The sequence below is a fragment of the Streptomyces sp. NBC_01013 genome, assembly GCF_045162765.1.
GTDB lineage: Bacteria > Actinomycetota > Actinomycetes > Streptomycetales > Streptomycetaceae > Streptomyces.
Map to the genome: position 1 here is coordinate 5101310 of NZ_CP108687.1, position 16790 is coordinate 5118099.

Here is a 16790-nt window from a genome sequence, read left to right on the forward strand (position 1 = left end):
CTCGATGCTGCTCAACAGCAAGGGCAACAAGCACCGTCGCCCGTCCAAGGCCGTCCGTATCGCCACGCTCGCCGGTGTCGCCGGTGCCGCCATCGCCGTGCCCCTGATGGGTGCGACCGGCGCCTCCGCCGCCTCCGTGTCCACGTGGGACGCCGTCGCCCAGTGCGAGTCCGGTGGCAACTGGTCCATCAACACCGGCAACGGCTACTACGGCGGTCTGCAGTTCTCGCAGTCCAGCTGGGCGGCCGCCGGCGGTACGCAGTACGCGGCACGCGCCGACCTGGCCACCAAGTCCCAGCAGATCGCCGTCGCCGAGAAGCTCCTCGACATGCAGGGTCCGGGCGCCTGGTCCTGTGCCGGTGCCGGCAACCTGAGCAACGACGGTGTCGACCCGGGTGTCGACACCGGCTCCTCCGCCAAGACCGAGGCCGCCCCCAAGCAGGAGGCGCCGGTCCAGAAGGCCGAGCCGAAGAAGGCCGAGCGCACCGAGGCCCCCGCCACCAACCGCTCGGACCGTTCGACCGCCCCCAAGGCCGAGTCGAAGACCGTCACCACCCCGACCGGCAAGAAGGTCGAGAAGGGTGACGGCGAGTACAAGGTCGTGACCGGTGACTCCCTGAGCAAGATCGCCGCCGACCACAAGGTCGAGGGCGGCTGGGAGCAGCTGTTCAAGCTGAACAAGGACATCGTCACGGACGCGGACCTGATCTACCCGGGTCAGCAGCTCCACCTGACGAAGTAGTGGCGATCTCTCCTCGCTGATCACTCCGGCCGCCCCGGCCCGGTGCGCACCTTCCCCCTGCGCACCGGGTCGGGGTCGGCCGGTTTCGGCGGACGCGTTCAACTGTTGTAGTTACTGGCCAGTAAAATTCTGGCCTTTTGCCCCGCTGTGCCCGCCCTTGAGTCCTTTTTCGTCCCAGGGGACGGGCGGTCGGCCGGTTGGGGCGGCCCGGCCGGTTAGGCTCTTGTCGCAAGGCCAAAGCGACCCTGCACCACCAGCGTCATATCCCAGAAGGAGATGCCTCGTGCCGTCCATCGACGTCGTCGTAGCCAGGGAAATCCTCGACTCCCGCGGAAACCCCACGGTCGAGGTCGAGGTCGGCCTCGACGACGGCAGCACGGGCCGTGCTGCCGTGCCGTCCGGCGCCTCCACCGGCGCGTTCGAGGCCATTGAGCTTCGCGACGGAGACCCCAACCGCTACCACGGCAAGGGCGTCGAGAAGGCCGTCCTCGCCGTGATCGAGCAGATCGGCCCGGAGCTCGTCGGCTACGACGCGACCGAGCAGCGGCTGATCGACCAGGCGATGTTCGACCTGGACGCCACGGAGAACAAGGGCTCGCTCGGCGCCAACGCCATCCTCGGCGTCTCGCTCGCCGTGGCCCACGCCGCCTCCGAGGCCTCGGACCTGCCGCTGTTCCGCTACCTCGGTGGCCCGAACGCGCACCTGCTGCCCGTCCCGATGATGAACATCCTCAACGGTGGGTCGCACGCCGACTCCAACGTGGACATCCAGGAGTTCATGATCGCCCCGATCGGCGCGGAGTCCTTCTCGGAGGCCCTGCGTTGGGGCGCCGAGGTCTACCACACGCTGAAGAAGGTCCTGAAGACCAAGGGCCTGTCCACCGGCCTCGGTGACGAGGGCGGCTTCGCGCCGAACCTGGAGTCCAACCGCGCCGCCCTCGACCTCATCGTCGAGGCCATCAAGGAAGCCGGCTACGCCCCGGGCAAGGACATCGCGCTCGCGCTCGACGTCGCCGCCTCGGAGTTCTACAAGGACGGCAAGTACGAGTTCGAGGGCAAGTCCCGCTCGGCCGCCGAGATGACCGAGTACTACGAGGAGCTCGTCTCCGCGTACCCGCTGGTCTCCATCGAGGACCCGCTGTACGAGGACGACTGGGCCGGCTGGAAGGTCATCACCGACAAGATCGGCGCCAAGGTGCAGATCGTCGGAGACGACCTCTTCGTCACCAACCCGGAGCGTCTGGCCCGCGGCATCGAGGAGGGCTCCGCCAACGCCCTGCTCGTCAAGGTCAACCAGATCGGTTCGCTGACCGAGACCCTGGACGCCGTCGAGCTGGCCCAGCGCAACGGCTTCAAGTGCATGATGTCGCACCGTTCCGGCGAGACCGAGGACGTCACCATCGCCGACCTCGCGGTCGCCGTGAACTGCGGCCAGATCAAGACCGGCGCCCCGGCCCGCTCGGACCGTGTCGCCAAGTACAACCAGCTGCTGCGCATCGAGGAGATCCTCGACGACGCCGCGGTGTACGCGGGCCGCTCGGCGTTCCCGCGTTTCAAGGGCTGACACACAGGCCCGGCAAAGCCCGGCGGGGTCGAGCGCCCCGGCCTCCGTCCGTCCCCGCACTCGGTCCCGTACCGTGTGCGGGGACGGACGTGCGTAATGGGGAGGCGGAGACATGGCCGCGAAGGACCGGGACCGGTTCTCCACCGCGACCCGGCTGCGGTTGCTCGGCGAGCAGACCGCGGCCCGCGTCTACCGGTCCCAGAACCGCCGTCAGGCCCGCCGCTCCCGGCTCACCGGCCGGGCCGCCTTCCTGGCTCTGATCGTCTGCTCACTGATCGTCGCCCTCGCGTACCCGATGCGGCAGTACGTGTCGCAGCGTGACGAGATCGCCGACCAGGAGCGGCTCGCGCAGGAGGCCGAGGCCCGTACCGAGGAACTGCGCGACGAGAAGGCGCGGCTCCAGGACGACGCGTACGTCAAGCGGCTGGCCCGTGAGCACCTGCACTACCTTCTTCCCGGGGAGACCGGCTACACCGTGGTCGACCCCGACGCGGTCAAGGAGCGCGACGGTAGGCCGGAGGAGACCGACCGGCCCTGGCACTCCAACCTGTGGGACGGCGTCGACAGCGCCGACCGCGGCTGACCCGTATGTCCCCCAACTCTGCAGAACCGCAGTTCGAGCAGTCCGATCAGAACCCTAGGCAGGCATGGAAACGCCCCCTCCCCAGACCGAGTCCACCGCGCCCACCGACGCGGACATCGCCGCGTTCCAGCAGCAGCTGGGGCGCCCGCCGCGCGGGCTGCGCGCGATCGCCCACCGCTGCCCGTGCGGCAACCCGGACGTGGTCGAGACGCAGCCCCGGCTGGACGACGGTACGCCGTTCCCGACGACGTTCTACCTGACGTGCCCGCGTGCGGCGTCCGCGATCGGCACGCTGGAGGCGAACGGGGTCATGAAGGAGATGACCGAGCGCCTCGCTGCGGACCCCGAGCTGGCCGCGGCCTACCGGGCCGCGCACGAGGACTACATCGCGCGGCGTGACGCCATCGAGGTGCTGGAGGGCTTCCCGAGCGCGGGCGGCATGCCGGACCGGGTGAAGTGCCTGCATGTGCTCGTCGGGCACTCGCTGGCCGCGGGGCCGGGCGTGAACCCGCTCGGGGACGAGGCGATTGCGATGCTGCCGGAATGGTGGCGCAAGGGGCCGTGCGTCTCGCCGTGCGGCGCGCCGGACGAGGGCTGACCGTCCGTACCCGGGGGCGGTGCCCCCGGACCCCCGCTCCTGGATCGCCGGAGAGGCTTGGACGGGGGCTCCGCCCCGGACCCCGCTTGATTTGGGAGTAACTCATGACGCGTGTGGCCGCCATTGACTGCGGTACCAACTCGATCCGTCTGCTCGTCGCGGATGCCGACCCCGTCACGGGTGAGCTCGTCGAGCTCGACCGGCGGATGGAGATCGTCCGGCTGGGGCAGGGCGTCGACCGGACCGGCCGGCTCGCCCCCGACGCGCTGGAACGGACCTTCGCGGCCTGTCGGCAGTACGCCGCGGTGATCAAGGAGCAGGGCGCGGAGCGGGTCCGCTTCGTCGCCACCTCCGCCTCCAGGGACGCGGAGAACAGGGACGACTTCGTCCGCGGCGTGCTGGACATCCTGGGTGTCGAGCCCGAGGTGATCACGGGCGATCAGGAGGCCGAGTTCTCGTTCGACGGGGCCACCAAGGAGCTCGTCGGGCGCGACGACCTCGCGAAGCCGTACCTCGTCGTGGACATCGGCGGCGGCTCCACCGAGTTCGTCGTCGGCGACGACCGGGTGCGGGCCGCCCGGTCCGTGGACATCGGCTGCGTCCGGATGACCGAGCGGCACCTCGTGCGGGACGGTGTCGTCAGCGACCCGCCCGCCCCGGACGCGGTCGAAGCGATCCGGGCCGACGTCGCTGCCGCGCTGGACCTGGCCGAGGAGACCGTCCCGCTCACCTCGGCGGCAACGCTCGTCGGCCTCGCCGGAACGGTCACCACCGTGGCCGCCATCGCGCTGGGGCTCGACGCGTACGACTCCGAGGCGATCCACCACTCCCGGGTCTCCCTGGAGCAGGTCCGGGAGATCACCGAACGGCTTCTCGCCTCGACCCACGCCGAGCGTGCGGCGATCGGCGCGATGCATCCGGGCCGGGTCGATGTGATCACCTCCGGGGCGCTCATCCTGCTGGCCGTGATGGAGCGGGTCGGGGCGCGCGAGGTCGTCGTCAGCGAGCACGACATCCTCGACGGAATCGCCTTCTACGCGGCCCGTTAGGGGGGCCCGCAGCCGCCCGCAGGCACTGCTCATCAGCACCCCGGCCTGCACTTTTGAGCCGTCCGGAACCGTCCTGCGGGCGCCTTCGGGGACGCGGCGCGACGAAGTTCGTGAACTTCTTCACAAGGAATTCGGCCCTCTGGGCCGGACTTCTGCTGCGAACGGGTCCGCAGGAGGGTGCGCGGGGGTCCTCGCGCCGCATACGGGGCGGTTCCGGACGCGCTGCGGGAGTGGGGTCCAACGGGGTGGTTCATCCCGCTCGGCGGCTCAAGGGCCAGCTCACAAGCGGTGAACAACGTTCGCCAGGCTGTCGTGGTTCCCCTGCCGGGTCATGACCTGGGTCACGTGGGCGGCGAAGTGTAGCAGAGGGTGGGCCATACCTTGTGAAGGGGCTCACGAGCGTGCCCCCCGGGGGAGGTGGATACTCGATGGCATGAGCACCACGGAGCGTCCCAGGATCCTCGTAGTAGGCGGTGGGTACGTAGGCCTGTACGCAGCTCGGCGCATTCTGAAGAAGATGCGCTACGGAGAGGCGACCGTCACGGTCGTCGACCCCCGGTCGTACATGACCTACCAGCCCTTCCTCCCCGAAGCTGCTGCCGGCAGCATCTCGCCTCGGCATGTCGTCGTCCCGCTGCGACGCGTGCTGCCCAAGGCCGAGGTCCTCACCGGCCGCGTCACGACCATCGACCAGGACCGCAAGGTCGCCACGGTTGCGCCGCTCGTCGGCGAGGCCTACGAGCTGCCCTTCGACTACCTGGTCATCGCGATGGGCGCAGTCTCCCGTACCTTCCCGATCCCCGGCCTGGCCGAACAGGGCATCGGTATGAAGGGCATCGAGGAGGCCATCGGCCTGCGCAACCACGTTCTCGAGCAGCTGGACAAGGCTGACTCGACGACCGATGAGGACGTCCGTCGCCGGGCGCTCACCTTCGTCTTCGTGGGCGGCGGGTTCGCCGGTGCGGAGACCATCGGTGAGGTCGAGGACATGGCCCGCGACGCGGCGAAGTACTACACGAACGTGAAGCGCGAGGACATGCGCTTCATCCTCGTCGACGCCGCCGACAAGATCCTTCCCGAGGTCGGCCCGAAGCTGGGCACCTGGGGCCGGGAGCACCTGGAGTCCCGTGGTGTCGAGGTCTTCCTCTCGACCTCCATGGACTCCTGCGTCGACGGTCACGTGGTGCTGAAGAACGGCCTGGAGGTCGACTCCAACACCATCGTGTGGACCGCCGGCGTGAAGCCGAACCCGGCGCTGGCCCGCTTCGGTCTGCCGCTCGGCCCGCGTGGCCACGTGGACACCTCCGAGAAGCTCCAGGTGCAGGGCACCGACTACATCTGGGCCGCGGGCGACAACGCCCAGGTGCCGGACATGGTCGGCCGCAAGGCCGGCAACCCGAACGCCTGGTGCCCGCCGAACGCCCAGCACGCGCTGCGTCAGGCGAAGGTCCTCGGTGACAACGTCATCTCCGGGATGCGCGGCTTCCCGCAGGGCGACTACAGCCACGCCAACAAGGGTGCGGTCGCCGGCCTGGGGCTGCACAAGGGCGTCGCGATGATCGTCATGGGCAAGGTGAAGATCAAGCTCAAGGGCCGTCTCGCCTGGTACATGCACCGTGGCTACCACGGCATGGCGATGCCGACCTGGAACCGTAAGATCCGGATCTTCGCCGACTGGACCCTGGCGATGTTCCTCAAGCGCGAGGTCGTCTCGCTCGGCGCCATGGAGACTCCCCGCGAGGAGTTCTACGAGGCCGCCAAGCCGGCGCCGGCCCCCGCCGCCGCCAAGCCCGTGGGCGAGAAGGCCAAGGCCTCCTAGGCCCGCACCCGGGCACGAGGACCCCGGTCCTCCGGCCCGGTCCGCGGATCTCCGTATCCGCGACAGACAGTCGCACGACGTCCGAAGGGGCCGTCCGCCATCCGTGGTGCGGACGGCCCCTTCGGCGTATCGGTGCAGGTGGGCGCGGCAGCCGGTGCGGGAGTACGGGGGCCAGTGCCCCGACGGATGCGTGTGCGGTACAGGTATTTTGCCGTTCCGTTGCGCAGTAGCGGGATGGCCGGCCCGCCGGAGACTGTTGAGGGGGGTGTACCTCGCCACGGCGCCAAGGGTGCCGTGGCGTGGTCCGAGACATGTGTGGGCATGTCTGGGCACGTTGGGAAACACCATCACGGAGGTGTGCGCCATGGCAGACGCCGCATTGCGGCTGACCGCTCTCGCCCAGGAGTTGCTGGGAGAACCCCTACCGGTCCGCATCCGGGCCTGGGACGGCAGCGAAGCCGGACCCCCCGGCGCCCCCGTCCTCGTCATCAGGAACCGCCGTGCCCTGCGCCGCCTGCTGTGGAAGCCGGGCGAACTGGGCCTGGCCCGCGCCTGGGTGGCCGGAGAACTCGACATCGAGGGCGATCTGTACGGGGCCCTGGACCTGATGGCCGGGCTGATCTGGGAACGCGGCGGCGACGCCAAGGACAGCGTCCACCCGGTCCGCGACCCGAAACTGAGAGCCGCTGCCAAGGGACTGCTGCACCTGGCCGGCCCCTGGCCCCCGCCCCCGCCGCCACCCGAGGAGGTACGCCGCCGCGCCGGCACCCTGCACACCAAGCGCCGCGACAAGGAGGCCATCAGCCACCACTACGACGTGGGCAATGACTTCTACGAACTGGTCCTCGGCCCCTCCATGGTCTACTCCTGCGCCTACTGGGAGGACGGCGGGAACCTCGAGGACGCCCAGCGCGACAAGCTCGACCTGGTATGCCGCAAGCTCGCGCTGAAGGAGGGCGACCGTCTCCTGGACGTCGGCTGCGGCTGGGGATCGATGGCCATCCACGCCGCCCGTGAGTACGGCGCCCGCGTCACCGGAGTGACCCTCTCCGTGGAACAGGCCGCCTTCGCCCGGAAGCGCATCGCCGAGGAGGGCCTGACCGACCGGATCGAGATCCGGGTCCAGGACTACCGGGACGTCAGGGACGGCCCGTACGACGCCATCTCCTCGATCGGCATGGCCGAACACGTCGGCTCGGTTCGCTACCGCGAGTACGCCGACGACCTCTACGCACTCCTCAAGCCCGGCGGACGCCTCCTCAACCACCAGATCGCCCGCCGCCCGGAGAGGGACGAGTCCGCGTACCACGTGGACGAGTTCATCGACGCCTACGTCTTCCCGGACGGCGAACTGGCCCCGGTGGGCCGGACCGTCGCGACCCTCGAAGAAGCCGGTTTCGAGGCCCGCGACGTCGAGTCGCTCCGCGAGCACTACGCCCTGACCCTGCGTCGCTGGGTCGCCAACCTGGAGCGCGACTGGGAGCGCGCCGTGCGGATGACCTCGCCCGGCAGGGCCAGGGTCTGGCGGCTCTACATGGCCGCCTCCGCGCTCTCCTTCGAGCGCAACAAGATCGGCGTCAACCAGATCCTCGCGGTCCGCCCGGTCGAGGGCGGGGGCGCCCGCATGCCGCTGCGCGCCCGCGACTGGAAGGCCGACGCGACCGGCTGACCCCGGACACGGCCGAGGGCCGGCCCCCGCGCGAAGCGGGGACCGGCCCTCGGCCGTCTCACGTGGCACTACTCCGTCTTGATCGCCGTCAGCATGTTCAGCTTCGCCGCGTTGCGGGCCGGCCACAGGGCGGCCAGCACCCCCACCAGACCGGCCAGCAGCAGGAAGACCGCGATCCGGCCCCACGGCACCACCAGGACGTACTGCGGGATCTCGGCGGCCACGGTCTGCCCGATCGCCCAGCCGAGGAACATGCCGAGCCCAATGCCGACCACCGCGCCGAAGAGCGAGATGACGACGGCCTCCAGCCGGATCATGCGCTTGACCTTGCGCCGGTCCAGGCCGATGGCCCGCAGCATGCCGATCTCCTGCTGCCGTTCGAACACCGACATGGCCAGGGTGTTGACGACCCCGAGCACCGCGATGATCAGCGCCATGGCCAGCAGCCCGTACATGATGTTCATCGCGAGGTTGATGGAGCCGCCGAACATGTCGCGGATGTCCTTGCGGTCCATGATGCTCATGCCGGGGTTGTCGCCCAGCGCGTCGACCAGCGCCTGCTCGTGGGCCGCGCTCGCGCCGCCGTCCGTCTTCACCCAGATCTCGCGGATGTCCGCCCGGCCCTGGTGCGGGGCCACGACGTCACGGGGAATCAGGACCGGCGAGAGGAACTCGTTGTCCTTGTAGAGGGCGCCGACCTTCAGGTTGCCCTTCTTGTCGTCCTCGTACGTGACCGGGACGCTGTCGCCGGTCTTCCAGCCGTGCGACTTCGCGGTCTTGTCCGAGACGGCGATCTCCCCCTTGCCCAGGGAGTCCAGGGAGCCCGCGACGGTGTCGACGGTGAGGACCTTCTGCACATCGCCGGGGGTGACACCGGACGCCGAGAGCGAGGTGTTGCCGATCTCCAGCCAGACCGCCTGCTGGGGCGAGAGGGCGGTGACGCCGTCCGCCTTCTCCAGGGCGGTGAGCGCCGACTCGTCGAGCGCGTCGCCGCTTGCCATCGACACCATGTAGTCGGCCTTGATGTTGTCCGTCGTCACCTTGTCGACCGCCTGGCCGAGGGTGACGCCGAGCACCGAGATGCCGGTGACGAGAGTGAGGCCGATCGCCAGCGCGGAGGCGGTGGCGCCGGTACGCCGCGGATTGCGGACCGCGTTCTGCGCCGCCAGCTTGCCGGAGACCCCGAACAACCGCCGCAGCAGCGGGCGCACCAGAGCGATCACGGGGCGGGACAGCAGCGGGATCAGGATGATGACACCGATCAGGGCCAGGAAGGCGCCGCCCGCGAGGAGCATCTGACCGTTCGACCCGGCCTGCGCCGCACCCGCCACGACGGCCGCGCCGCCGAGCAGTGCGATGACGCCACCGATCGAGTTGCGCAGCACCAGGGACTTCACCGTGGCCACCGCGTACTGGCTGTTCATCGCCGCGACCGGCGGGATCTTCGCCGCCCGGCGGGCGGGCAGCCAGGCGGCCAGCACGGTGATCAGGACGCCGACGCCGAAGGCGGCGACGACGGTGAGCGGCGCCACGACCAGCGGCCCGGCCGGGATCTTTCCGCCGATCAGGCTCATGGCGGAGCGCAGCCCGGTGGCGAGGCCGAGGCCAAGGGCGAAGCCGACCACGGATGCGATCAGACCGACCACGGCCGCTTCGAGCAGCACGGAGCGCTTGACCTGACGGCGCGAGGCGCCGACGGCACGCAGCAGTGCGAGCTCCTTGGTGCGCTGGGCGACCAGCATGGTGAAGGTGTTGGCGATCAGGAAGATGCCGACGAAGAGGGCGATGCCCGCAAAGGCGAGCAGCAGCTTGTTGAGGCTGCTGAGGGCGGTCTCGGTCTGGTCGGCCTGTTCGTCGGCACGCACCTTGCCGGTCTTGGCCTCGGCGTCCTTGGGGAGCAGCGGCTTCACGGCGGTCAGCAGCTGCTGGTCGGAGGCGCCGGGCGCGGCGGTGAGGGTGACGTCCTTGAACTCGCCCGGCCGCAGGAACAGCTTCTGGGCGACGGGAGTGTCGAACAGGACCAGGCTGCCGCCGGCGTTGACCGCGCCGTCCTCGGTGGTGAAGACCCCGGACAGGGTGTACTCCTTCACCGGTCCGTTGGTGGCGACGCGCACCTTGTCGCCGACCTCGTACTCGCCCTTCCTCGCGGTGTCCTCGTCCAGGGCGACGCTGCCCGCGGCGGTCGGCCCGGAGCCGTCGGTGAAGGTGTACTGGGCGTCCTTGCCGCCCTTGCCGGGGGCGAAGTTGGACCCGGTGTTGGACCAGCCGTTGCCGATGAGCTTGCCGTCGGGGTCGGCGACGCCGGCGAAACCGTCGACGCGGCCGGTGGCGGAGGCCACGCCGTCCAGGGCCTGGATCTTCTTCAGGGTGGCGGCGTCGATGGCGGCGGCCTTCTCGTCGCGCTGGTCGGCGTACGTGGTGACGGCGACGGCGATGTCGTCGTAGCTCTTGGCCGACTGGTTGCGGAAGGCGTTGCCGAGTGTGTCGGTGAAGACCAGGGTGCCGGAGACGAAGGCCACGCCGAGCATCACGGCGAGGACGGTCATCAGCAGCCTGGCCTTGTGCGAGAGCACATTGCGCAGGGCGGTACGGAACATGGCTGTCAGTCCTGGGAGGGGGAGGGGTTCCGGATGGGACGGCGACGAGGGCCCCGGGCGGGGGCCGGGGCTCAGCTGGTGCGGCCCTTGGCGTCGAACGCCTTCATCCGGTCCAGCACCCCGTCCGCGGTGGGGTGCATCATCTGGTCCACGATGGCGCCGTCCGCGAGGAAGATGACCCGGTCCGCGTAGGAGGCGGCGGCCGGGTCGTGGGTCACCATCACCACGGTCTGGCCCAGTTCGCGCACCGAGTTGCGCAGGAAGCCGAGGACCTCGGCGCCGGAGCGGGAGTCGAGGTTTCCGGTGGGCTCGTCACCGAAGATGATCTCGGGCTGGGAGGCCAGTGCGCGCGCCACCGCGACGCGCTGCTGCTGCCCGCCGGAGAGCTCGGTGGGCCGGTGCTTCAGCCGGTCGGCGAGGCCCACCATGTCGATGACCTTGCTCAGCCAGTCCTGGTCGGGCTTGCGGCCCGCGATGTCCATCGGCAGCGTGATGTTCTCCAGCGCCGAGAGCGTCGGGAGCAGGTTGAACGCCTGGAAGATGAAACCGATCTTGTCGCGGCGCAGTTGGGTGAGCTGCTTGTCCTTGAGGGACCCCAGCTCCGTCTCGCCGATGCGCACGGAACCGCTGCTGAAGCTGTCGAGGCCGGCCACGCAGTGCATCAGCGTGGACTTGCCGGAGCCCGACGGGCCCATGATCGCGGTGAACTCGCCCTGCGGGAAGTCCACGGTGACCCGGTCCAGGGCGGTCACCTTGGTCTCGCCCTCTCCGTAGACCTTCGACAGTTCCGTGGCGCGGGCGGCCACCGCGGTGGCGCGGTGAGCGGTGGACATGGTGGTCACGGGAGTCTCCAGGGTGGGGTTCGTGCGGGACGGGGAGCCCGCCCGACGGCCTCGCCGGGCGGCGGGGGCCCGGGGCAGGGGCTCGGCTCCATCCTCTCCGCCGATCGGCCGCCGGTCGTCACTCCCGGTGCCCGTTCCCGAGGCAGCCTTGAGTCGCACCGCAGGGGCCCTGGCGTCCTCCTGCGGTATGACATCGGCCCCGGGGGACGCCCGCGCGCCCAGGGCGTGTTTCGAAAGTCCCGCCTGCCCGCCCTCCGGGCGGACGGCGCTGCTTTCGAAACAGGCCCTAGCGGGGCGCGGCCGTCGACCCGCGGGGGACCAGCCGGGCCGCCGCGTCCTCGAAGCCGGCCGCCGTGCCGTCGGCGACCAGGGACAGCAGGGTGCGTGCGGCATGGCCCCCGTACGCCGGGATGTCGCGGCTCAGGGCGGTGAGCGCAGGCCTGACGACCCGGGAGAGCTGTGAGTCGTCCCAGGCGACGAGGGAGAGGTCGTCCGGCAGGTCGAGTCCCATCTCCTGGGCGACCGAGAGGCCGGCCACGGCCATGATGTCGTTGTCGTAGATGACGGCGGTGGGCCGCCGCGGGGAGCTGATCAGCCGTCGGGTCGCGTGCGCCCCGTCCTGTCCGGAGTAGTCCGTGTGGACGATGACGGGCTCGTCGAGGCCGAGGTCGGCGCAGACCTCGTGCTGGGCCCGGTCGCGCAGCTCCGTGTGGTTGAGCCCGGGCATTCCGGCGACGCGGGCGATGGACCGGTGGCCCAGCGCGGTCAGATACGTGAGGGTGTCCCGGAGCGCCGTGTGCTCGTCCGACCATACGGAGGGGAGCGGGCCTGCCGCCGAAGGGTGGCCGATCACCACGGCCGGCAGCCCCAGCTCGACGACGCCCTCGAGGCGCGGGTCGGGGCTGCGCAGGTCGGCGAGGAACACGCCGTCCACCCGGCCCTCGCCCCACCAGCGGCGGTGGACCTCCAGTTCCTGCGCCGGATCGGTGACGACCTGGAGCAGCAGGGCACAGCCACGGGGCGAGAGTTCGCTCTCCATGCCGCTGATCAGCTCCATGAAGAATGGTTCCGTGCCGAGGAGCCGGGCGGGCCGGCACAGGGCGAGACCGACCGCGTCGGCCCGGGCACGGGTGAGGGCGCGAGCCGCGCTGTTGGGCCGCCAGCCGATCTCCTGCGCGATGGCCTTGATGGTGGCGCGGGTCGTGGGAGAGACGCCCGGCCGGTCGTTCAGGGCGTAGGACACCGCGACCTTGGAAACCCCTGCGCGGCGCGCTATATCGGCGATCGTGGGGCGGTGTCTGGGCAATGCAACCTCACTTAACCGGTTCGTATGAAACAAACACCCTAGTCGCTGGTTCGCTCGCGGCGCGGCTCCTCTCCTGAAATGCTGATCGCTCAACTCCCGCAAAAATAAAGGAATGGGAGCGCTCCCTCACCCTTGACACGGTCTCCTGGCGGCCTTAGCTTCACGGCACTTACCCGGTTCAGTAACTCCGCTCGGCATGGACGGCGGGGAGATGGAGGGACGATGGGCACGGGATTCCGGGGACGGATCGCGGCCACGCTCGCCGTGATCGGACTCGCCGCCACCGCGTGCACGGGGGGCGGCTCCTCGGCGGGCGGCTCCGGCGGTGCGGGCGGGGGCGGTGCGCTCCCGCGCAACGAGACGCTCTACACCACCGGTACGCAATGGGGGCCGCCGGCCAACTACAACCCGCTGCACAACTGGGACCACGCCACCGGCACCAAGGGCCTGGTCTACGAGACGTTGTTCCACTTCGACCCCAACGCGGGCAAGCTGACGCCCTGGCTCGCGGAGTCGGGCAGCTGGACCGGCGACAAGACGTACGAGGTGAAGCTCCGCCCGGGCATCACCTGGTCGGACGGAAAGCCGCTGACCGCCAAGGACGTCGCGTACTCCTACGGGCTCGGCAAGATCGAGGCCTCGTCCTTCCACACCCTGTGGAGCTGGCTGTCGGACGCGAAGGCGGTGGATGCCACGACGGTCCGCTTCACCTTCAAGGAGGCCCGCTACCAGGAGTGGGACTTCACCCTCTACGGGCAGCCGATCGTCCCGGAGCACATCTGGGGCAAGCGGTCCGAGAAGGAGATCCTCGACGGCGTCAACGACAAGCCGGTCGGCAGCGGCGCGTACACGCTCAAGAGCCACTCCCAGGACCGGGTCGTGTGGCAGCGGCGTGACGACTGGTGGGGCGTCAAGGCGCTCTCCATGAAGCCCGCACCCCGCTACATCGTCGACGTCTCCAACCCGAGCAACGAGGTCGTCATCGGTCAGCTGGGTCAGGGCCAGCTGGACCTCAGCAACAACTTCCTGCCCGGTGCCTCCTCGCTGGTCAAGAGCAAGAAGGTCGTCTCGTACTACGACAAGCCGCCCTACATGCTCTCCGCCAACACGGCCTGGCTGGTGCCCAACACCACGAAGAAGCCGATGAACGACGCCGCCTTCCGCAGGGCGCTCGCCGCCTCGGTCGACACCGGCAAGATCGTCAAGGGTGTCTACGGGGAACTGGTCAAGCCGGCCAACCCGACCGGTCTGCTCCCGCAGTGGGACAAGTTCGTCGACCAGGGCCTGGTGGCCAGTGAGGGCTTCTCCTACGACACCGCCAAGGCCAAGCAGATCCTCTCGGACGCCGGCTACAAGGACACCGACGGCGACGGTCTCGTGGAGAACAAGGACGGCTCCAAGATCGGTCTGAAGCTGGCCGTGCCCACCGGCTGGACCGACTGGATGGAGGCCGCGAAGGTCATCGCCTCGTCCGCCAAGGACGCGGGCATCAGCATCACCACCGAGTTCCCCGACGCGAACGCCCTCAACGAGCAGCGCGGCAAGGGCGCCTTCGACCTGGTCGTCAACAACGAGCGCCAGCTGTCCAGCACCCCGTGGACGTACTACGAGTACATGTTCCAGCTGCCCGTCCAGAAGCAGCAGAACACGGTCAACTTCGGCCGCTACGAGAACAAGGAGGCCTGGAAGCTCGTCCAGGAACTCGGCGGGGTGAAGACCGACGACACCGAGGGCATGAAGAAGGTCATCTCCAGGATCCAGGCGATCCAGCTCAAGGAGATGCCGGTCATCCCCCTCTGGTACAACGGCCTCTGGGCCCAGTCCACCACCGGCAACTGGACGAACTGGCCGTCGGACGCCGCCGGAGCACCCAAGTACGCACCGGCGCTGTGGCGCAACTGGCTGGAGATGGGCGGCTTCGAAGCCCTCACCCAGCTCAAGCCCGTCAAGTGACACGGCCGTTCTGAGAAGGGCCGGCCCCGCGCCGGCCCTTCTCCTTCCATGACCGCTCCGCCGTGCGCCTGCCGCCCTCACCGCCGCCCGCACGGCGGGGCTCTCTCCGGGGAGCTACCTTGCGCCGCTACTTCGCCCGCAAACTGCTGATCTACGCACTGACCTTCGTCGTCGCCGTCACCGTCAACTGGATGATCCCGCGCTTCATGCCCGGCGACCCGGTCGCCGCCATGGTGGCCAGGGCCCGGGTCTCGCAGCCCGAGGCCGTCGAGGCCATGCGCGCCTACTACAACAACCTCTTCGGCTTCGACGAACCCGTCTGGCAGCAGTACCTGCACTTCTGGGGCGCCCTGCTGCAAGGCGACTTCGGGCTGTCCATCTGGGTGTTCCCCAAGCCCGTCGCCGACGTGCTGCTCGACGCACTCCCGTACACGCTGGGGCTGATGATCCCGGCCGTCCTGCTCAGCTGGTTCGTCGGCAACTGGGCCGGGGCGCTGGCCGCCCGCCGCAAGGTGCTCGACAACACCGTGCTGCCGGCGGGCTACCTGCTGACCGCGATGCCGTACATGTGGATCGCCGTCATCCTCGCCTGGGCGCTCGGCTCCAAGGCGGGCTGGTTCCCGCTCTCCGGCGGCTACAGCCTCGACATCCAGCCGAGCTGGTCCACCGCCTTCGCCGTGGACCTGCTCCAGCACTGGGTGCTGCCGTTCCTCTCGCTGTTCCTCGTCGCACTCGGCGGCTGGGCCATCGGCATGCGCAACATGATCATCTACGAGCTGGAGTCCGACTACTCGTCCTACCTGTCGGCCCTCGGCGCCCCGCAGCGGCTCATCCGTCGCTACGCCTTCCGCAACGCCGTCCTGCCGCAGATCACCGGACTCGCCCTCCAGCTGGGCGTCCTGGTGGCCGGGGCTCTCGTCACCGAGATCGTGTTCGCCTATCCCGGGCTCGGCTCGCTGATCCTGGCCGCGATCCAGAACCAGGACTTCTTCCTGCTCCAGGGCGCGTTCCTGTTCATCGTCATCGGCGTACTGATCGCCAACTTCCTCATCGACATCGTGTACGTCGTCGTCGACCCCCGGACCCGTACCGGCATGGCAGGAGGCCAGTCATGAGTACCGTGCCCGAACCGGCCACCGACACCGGCCCCGTCGCGGGGCCCGCGGCCGCCGCGGCCAAGCCCGGCCGCGAGACGCTCCACTACGCCGTGCGCAACCCCAAGCTCATCATCGGTTTCACCGTCGTCGTGCTGCTCCTGCTCGTCGGGATCATCGGCCCGCCGCTGCTCGACAACGCCGACCCCAACGAGTACGTGGGCCCGCAGGCCTCGGCGCCCGACGGCACGTACTGGATGGGCACCACCACCTTCGGCCAGGACGTGTACGCCCAGTTCGTGCACGGGCTGCGTGCCACCTTCCTGGTCGGCGTCGTCGGCGGGGCCATCGCCGCCGTCATCGCCATGCTCGTCGGCTTCCTGGCCGGTTACCGCGGGGGAGCGGTCGACGAGATCCTCAACATGATCACCAACGTGGTCCTGGTGCTGCCCGCACTCGCCGTGCTGCTGATCATCAACGCCTACCTCGGGGTCCGGTCGGTCGCCGTGCAGGGCCTGTTCATCGGTCTCACCTCCTGGCCCTGGGCGGCGCGCGCGATCCGGGCGCAGACCTTCTCGCTGCGCACCCGGGAGTTCGTGGACCTCGCCCGGCTCAGCGGCAGCGGCACCTGGCGGATCGTCTTCCGCGAGATCGCGCCCAACATGAGCTCGTACCTCTTCATGATGTTCATCCTGCTCTTCGGCGGCTCCATCCTGATCGCCTCCTCGCTCGACTTCATCGGGCTCGGCCCCACCGAGGGCGTCTCACTCGGGCTGATGCTTCAGAGCGCCCAGCAGTGGAGCGCGCTCCAACTCGGCATGTGGTGGTGGTTCGTCCCGCCCGGCGCCGGGATCACCGCGATCGTCGGCGCGCTGTACGTCGCCAACGTGGGCCTCGACGAGGTCTTCAACCCGAAGCTGCGGGAGGCCTGAGACATGACTTCCGACCGTGACCGATCTCGGGAAGGCCTGAGC

13 protein-coding genes are annotated in these 16790 nt (G+C 69.6%); 10 read left to right on the plus strand and 3 right to left on the minus strand.

Translation table 11 applies throughout. The annotated features are described in order from the left end of the window. The first annotated feature begins 4 nt into the window (after window positions 1-4). The 7 genes from OG538_RS22230 (at window position 5) to OG538_RS22260 (ending at window position 8024) form a co-directional block, all read left to right on the plus strand. Window positions 5-742, plus strand: coding sequence for a transglycosylase family protein (locus tag OG538_RS22230; protein ID WP_406096218.1), 738 nt, complete (start codon window positions 5-7; stop codon window positions 740-742). Window positions 743-1025: 283 nt separating this feature from the next. Further along, window positions 1026-2306, plus strand: coding sequence for a phosphopyruvate hydratase (gene eno / locus OG538_RS22235; RefSeq protein ID WP_073738482.1), 1281 nt, complete (start codon window positions 1026-1028; stop codon window positions 2304-2306). Window positions 2307-2418: 112 nt separating this feature from the next. Continuing rightward, window positions 2419-2889: a septum formation initiator family protein gene (locus OG538_RS22240; RefSeq protein WP_406096220.1), complete on the plus strand. Its 471-nt coding sequence runs from the start codon at window positions 2419-2421 to the stop codon at window positions 2887-2889. Window positions 2890-2953: 64 nt separating this feature from the next. Beyond that, on the plus strand, window positions 2954-3487 hold the full coding sequence (locus tag OG538_RS22245; RefSeq protein ID WP_406096222.1) for a DUF501 domain-containing protein: 534 nt from the start codon (window positions 2954-2956) through the stop codon (window positions 3485-3487). A 104-nt stretch (window positions 3488-3591) separates the two neighbouring features. After that, on the plus strand, window positions 3592-4536 hold the full coding sequence (locus OG538_RS22250; RefSeq protein ID WP_406096224.1) for an exopolyphosphatase: 945 nt from the start codon (window positions 3592-3594) through the stop codon (window positions 4534-4536). Window positions 4537-4969: 433 nt separating this feature from the next. Beyond that, window positions 4970-6355 carry an NAD(P)/FAD-dependent oxidoreductase gene (locus tag OG538_RS22255; RefSeq protein ID WP_359082861.1) on the plus strand — a complete coding sequence of 462 codons (1386 nt, stop codon included), beginning with the start codon at window positions 4970-4972 and terminating at the stop codon, window positions 6353-6355. A 364-nt stretch (window positions 6356-6719) separates the two neighbouring features. Next, complete coding sequence (locus OG538_RS22260; RefSeq protein WP_406096226.1) at window positions 6720-8024, plus strand: class I SAM-dependent methyltransferase; 1305 nt, start codon at window positions 6720-6722, stop codon at window positions 8022-8024. A gap of 68 nt (window positions 8025-8092) precedes the next feature. On the opposite strand, the gene OG538_RS22265 is transcribed toward OG538_RS22260, so the two are convergent. The 3 genes from OG538_RS22265 to OG538_RS22275 form a co-directional block, all read right to left on the minus strand. Continuing rightward, a complete protein-coding gene (locus OG538_RS22265; protein WP_406096228.1) occupies window positions 8093-10621 on the minus strand; it encodes an ABC transporter permease in 2529 nt (842 codons plus the stop codon). Between the two features lie 71 nt (window positions 10622-10692). Beyond that, window positions 10693-11463 (minus strand): ABC transporter ATP-binding protein, encoded by a 771-nt coding sequence (locus OG538_RS22270; RefSeq protein WP_406096230.1) that lies wholly within the window; start codon window positions 11461-11463, stop codon window positions 10693-10695. 286 nt (window positions 11464-11749) lie between these two features. Then, window positions 11750-12769: a LacI family DNA-binding transcriptional regulator gene (locus OG538_RS22275; protein WP_406096232.1), complete on the minus strand. Its 1020-nt coding sequence runs from the start codon at window positions 12767-12769 to the stop codon at window positions 11750-11752. Window positions 12770-12991: 222 nt separating this feature from the next. On the opposite strand from OG538_RS22275, the gene OG538_RS22280 reads away from it, so the two are divergent. From OG538_RS22280 to OG538_RS22290, 3 genes are all read left to right on the plus strand, one after another. Further along, a complete protein-coding gene (locus OG538_RS22280; protein WP_406096234.1) occupies window positions 12992-14722 on the plus strand; it encodes an ABC transporter substrate-binding protein in 1731 nt (576 codons plus the stop codon). Window positions 14723-14841: 119 nt separating this feature from the next. Continuing rightward, window positions 14842-15837, plus strand: coding sequence for an ABC transporter permease (locus OG538_RS22285; RefSeq protein ID WP_406096236.1), 996 nt, complete (start codon window positions 14842-14844; stop codon window positions 15835-15837). Continuing rightward, on the plus strand, window positions 15834-16748 hold the full coding sequence (locus OG538_RS22290; RefSeq protein ID WP_406096238.1) for an ABC transporter permease: 915 nt from the start codon (window positions 15834-15836) through the stop codon (window positions 16746-16748). The genes OG538_RS22285 and OG538_RS22290 overlap by 4 nt, the downstream gene beginning before the upstream one ends. The last annotated feature ends 42 nt before the right edge of the window (window positions 16749-16790 follow it).

Excerpts from the sequence above, each read along its gene's own strand:
- OG538_RS22230 (WP_406096218.1), top strand. The coding sequence starts at position 5 with ATGCTGCTCAACAGCAAGGGCAACAAGCACCGTCGCCCGTCCAAGGCC.
- OG538_RS22240 (WP_406096220.1), top strand. The coding sequence starts at position 2,419 with ATGGCCGCGAAGGACCGGGACCGGTTCTCCACCGCGACCCGGCTGCGG.
- OG538_RS22245 (WP_406096222.1), top strand. The coding sequence starts at position 2,954 with ATGGAAACGCCCCCTCCCCAGACCGAGTCCACCGCGCCCACCGACGCG.
- OG538_RS22250 (WP_406096224.1), top strand. The coding sequence starts at position 3,592 with ATGACGCGTGTGGCCGCCATTGACTGCGGTACCAACTCGATCCGTCTG.
- OG538_RS22255 (WP_359082861.1), top strand. The coding sequence starts at position 4,970 with ATGAGCACCACGGAGCGTCCCAGGATCCTCGTAGTAGGCGGTGGGTAC.
- OG538_RS22260 (WP_406096226.1), top strand. The coding sequence starts at position 6,720 with ATGGCAGACGCCGCATTGCGGCTGACCGCTCTCGCCCAGGAGTTGCTG.
- OG538_RS22265 (WP_406096228.1), bottom strand. The coding sequence starts at position 10,621 with ATGTTCCGTACCGCCCTGCGCAATGTGCTCTCGCACAAGGCCAGGCTG.
- OG538_RS22280 (WP_406096234.1), top strand. The coding sequence starts at position 12,992 with ATGGGCACGGGATTCCGGGGACGGATCGCGGCCACGCTCGCCGTGATC.
- OG538_RS22290 (WP_406096238.1), top strand. The coding sequence starts at position 15,834 with ATGAGTACCGTGCCCGAACCGGCCACCGACACCGGCCCCGTCGCGGGG.